This is a genomic window from uncultured Corynebacterium sp. (assembly GCF_945649885.1).
GTDB lineage: Bacteria > Actinomycetota > Actinomycetes > Mycobacteriales > Mycobacteriaceae > Corynebacterium.
This window is the reverse complement of record NZ_CALZFS010000177.1, coordinates 1-3990: the sequence shown is the minus strand read 5'-3', so window position 1 is coordinate 3990 and position 3990 is coordinate 1. Positions and strand designations below refer to the sequence as shown.

The 3990-nt window shown below is 58.8% G+C and carries 2 protein-coding genes and 1 pseudogene; 2 read left to right on the top strand and 1 reads right to left on the bottom strand.

The window, feature by feature from the left end:
• Positions 1–1520, bottom strand: a 1520-nt coding sequence (locus Q0M74_RS13350) for a peptide MFS transporter (RefSeq protein WP_293955262.1), incomplete at its 3' end; no start/stop codon positions are given.
• 778 nt (positions 1521–2298) lie between these two features.
• Between Q0M74_RS13350 and Q0M74_RS13345 the strand changes: the two genes are divergently transcribed.
• A complete protein-coding gene (locus tag Q0M74_RS13345; RefSeq protein WP_293955260.1) occupies positions 2299–3111 on the top strand; it encodes an SDR family NAD(P)-dependent oxidoreductase in 813 nt (270 codons plus the stop codon).
• A 59-nt stretch (positions 3112–3170) separates the two neighbouring features.
• Positions 3171–3990 (top strand): annotated as a pseudogene (locus Q0M74_RS13340) (cytochrome); the annotation flags it as partial.

Here is a 3990-nt window from a genome sequence, read left to right as displayed (position 1 = left end):
ACGTCCACGAACTTGTTCAGGACCCACGTCTTGGAGGCGATGATCAGTCCACCAAGAACGATGGCGACAACACCTACGGCGATGAAGAAGGTGCGTTCTGCACCGGCGTCATCAGGGTTGTACAAGCCACCCAGGGTTCCGGACAGTGAGGTACCCATGGACACGGCCATGAGCCAGACTGCGAACATGCGGGACTGGAAGGCTACCGGTGCCACCTTGGTGGCCAGGGAGTTGCCCACCGGGGAGAGCAGGAGCTCACCCATGGTGAACAGGAAGTAGACCCAGATGATCAGCAGCATCGGAGCGGAGTTCGCGCCGCCGCCCACGTAGGGGAGGAAGAAGAACATGGACAGGCCGATGATCATGTTGGCCACACCGAACTTCACCGGTGAGGACCACTGGCGCTTGCCCAGTTTGGTCCACATGGTGGCGAAGATACCGGCGAAGATGATGATGAAGATCGGGTTGAAGGAGTTGACCAGTCCGGGCTGGAGTTCCATTCCGAGGAAGTTACGGTCCAGGCGCTGGTCGGAGTAGACGGCCAGCACTGTGAATTGTGCCTGGAAGATGGCGAAGAAGAGCACGCCACCAATGAACAGTGGGATGAAGCCCAGGAGGCGGGACTTCTCCGCGGCGGTGGTTTCCTTGGAGGTGTACATCTGTGCCAGCAGGACGACGGCTGCCAGCAGGGCGATGAATGCCATGATGTTGGACAGCCAGGACAGCTTGATGATGCCGGTGGCGATCAGTGCGGCGACAATACCGACGACGACCACGGAGCCACCGATCCAGGGGAGGTACTGGCTGCGTGGCAGGGGGTTGGGTACATCGTGGCCGGCGGCACCGATGGTGCTCTTGCGCATGAGGATGTACTGGATCAGACCTAGTGCCATACCGATCGCGGCGATGCCGAAGCCCCAGTGAAATCCGCCCCAGCCCCAGATGAAGTTGGTGAGGATCGGACCAAAGAGGCCACCGATGTTGATACCCATGTAAAAGATCGAGAAGCCAGCATCACGGCGTGAGTCGGTGCGGGAGTACAGCTGGCCCAGCACCACCTGGGCGGCGGTTTTCACGCCACCGGAACCAAGGCCGACGAGGAAGAGGCCCAGTCCCAGTCCGAGGTAGCCAGGCACGATCGCAAGAGCAATGTGGCCGAGCATCACGATGATGGCGGAGTAGAAGAGGGTTTTCTCAGAGCCGATGATGCGGTCTGACACGAAGGAGGCGATCAGTGAGGTCATGTAGACGAAGCCGCCGTAGGCGCCCACGATGGAAAGCGCCGCGGTCTGGTCCATACCCAGGCCACCGTCGGTGACTGAGTAGTAGAGGTAGAAGGCAAGGATGGACTGCATGCCGTAGAAGCTGAAGCGCTCCCACATTTCTACGCCAAAGAGATTGGCCAGCCCCCAGGGCTGACCGAAGAATTTTTTGTCGGAGTGAGCATCCGAAGGAGCAATCCCTGATGTGGGATTCTCAGGTTCGGGTGACACACCGTCCTGTGTGGTGTCGGTGTTCATTCTGATTATCGTTCCGCAGATCACACCGTGAATCCAATTCTGACCACGGCTATGGAGGGGAGTGAGTACTGTTCTTCCGGGCGTGTCCAATCACCGTTTTGCCTGAAACATATCCATCCCACCCTGTGGGATATGGGAATGCCCCCGATTTTCATGATTCCCGCAACTGCAACCGTGGGATTGGGGCAGCAGATCTCGGAGCTGAGCCGGAATCTCACCGCTTTACAGGGTTCCATGAGACAGAAGGGAAGAGTTCAGGCGACAAAACAACCGTGTTTTTATCAGCCCCGTCAGCGACGAAATGCTGCGTCGAAAAAGTGACCTGCGACTAGATTTGATGCGACTTTTAAATAGGTCTCATTTCCTGGAAATGAATGACCCTCACCTGCACTTCAGGGCAGATGTTTTGCACTACCCTAACCCAACGCACCCCTCACCATGCCAGCTTTTGCCCTTTTTCTTCACCCGGCAGCCCAAAGCATCACACCCTGGGCCGGCCTACATCAGTCCCCGTCCCAGAGGGCGAGACACTCGCAGGAAATGTAGACCGCGAGTCCGCGCACCACCCGCAACCCCAGGACAACGGTGACAGGGGGACAAATCTCCGCAATGGCGTCCAGAAAAGCCCGTTCCCACCCCATTCGGGGGCAAATAGCAGCACATAAGGCCTGAGAAAAAGTCACACCAAGAGCAATCGCTAGACAGGTGTCCAGAACTTCCGGCATAGTGTGCGCAATCACAAAACGTGGTTTGTCACACAATCTCGAGGAGTTTTGAGATGAGTCTCAACGGTAAGATCGCAGTCGTCACAGGAGCCGGTTCCGGCATGGGCCTGGCCACTGTCCACGCATTCCTCCGCGAAGGCGCAACCGTGTACGCACTCGACATCTCCCAGGAGAACCTCGACCGTGAACTCGGTGACCAAAAAGACGTCACCACCATCGCTGTGGACATCGCAGATTCCGCAGCCATCAATGAGGCCTTTGCCCGCATCAAAGAAGAGCACGGAAAACTTCATGCACTCATCAATGCCGCCGGCGTGAACACCCCGAACCGCCGGGCCACCGAATGGTTGGACAACATCAACCACACGATGATGGAACACATGAAGCGTGGGGAGGCCTATGCACCGGAGTTCCTCGGCGAGATCCCCGATGAGGACTTTGACCGTGTCATGCAGATCAATGTCAACGGAACCTTCTACACCATCCGTGCGGCAGCACCGCTGCTGAAGGCTGCGGGTGGGGGAGCGATCGTCAACTTCGCCTCCGTGGCGGGCCTGGTCGCCCTCCCGATGCCTGCCTACTATCCAGCATCCAAGGCAGCAGTGATCGGCATGACCCGTGCCATCGCCGGCGAACTCGCACCCTTCAACATCCGTGTCAACGCCCTGGCGCCCGCCGGCATCAACACCGCGCTGCTCACCCAGTCCGGTGATGATCATGTACAGGCACTGCTGTCCATGCAGCCGCTCAAACGTCTTGCTGAACCGGAGGAGATCGCCGAAACCCTGGTGTTCTTAGCTTCTGATTCCGGCGCCCACTACACCGGGCAGATCCTCTCACCCTCCGCCGGCGCCTACCTCACCTAACTCCAGCAAGCCCAGCTGACCACCACACCTGTCTCTAAAATCTGAAAGCAGTTTTCATCATGACTTCCTCCACCCACCAGACCGGAACCGCCGCGGCGATCAAGGCAACGAATGCCGCCAATGCCGCTCCCGCTGCACCCATGGGCAAATGCCCCGTTGCCCACGGCTTCGATGCCATGGGTGATGATTACTACAAGGATCCGGCACTTCACTTCGCCCAGTTCCGTGATGAGACCCCGACCTTCTTCTACCCGTACCTCAATGCCTGGATGATCAACCGCCATGAGGACGCCATGCAGGTGCTGGGGGATTGGAAGAAGTTCTCCTCCGCTGCCAACGGCGGCAAGATTGAGGTTCCGGAGCAGTTCCAGGATGTCATCTCCGGTGAGCTGATCTCCCGCATCCTCGTCGGCTCTGACCCACAGGGTCACACCATTGCCCGTGGCGTCTCCCAGCTGGGATTCCTGCAGGAGGACATGGATGCGCTCGCCCCGGAGATCGAGGCCCGCGCACACCGCATCATCGACAAGTTTGAGAACAACGGTTCCGGCAACCTGCTGGAGGATTACTGCCTGGAGCTGACCACCCAGACGCTGCTTGCCCACATGGGCCTGGATTACTCCTGGGACAGCGAGATCCGTCAGCTGCGCGATAACTTCTTCGCGGTGCTGGCATCCGCACAGGAGCCACTGCCTGAGCCAATGCGTTCCCAGGTGTGGGAGAACTATGTCGCCGGCAACCTCAAGCTGCGTGAGGTCATCGAGTCCCGCCGCGACTCCGATGCCCGCGACGTCATCTCCATCATGGCCTCCCAGAAGGACGAGGACGGCAACTTCATCCTCAGCTCCGACCAGATCGCCATCCACCTCACCGAGTTCT

Coding starts and splice junctions, on each gene's coding strand:
- Q0M74_RS13345 (WP_293955260.1), top strand. CDS start 2,299: ATGAGTCTCAACGGTAAGATCGCAGTCGTCACAGGAGCCGGTTCCGGC.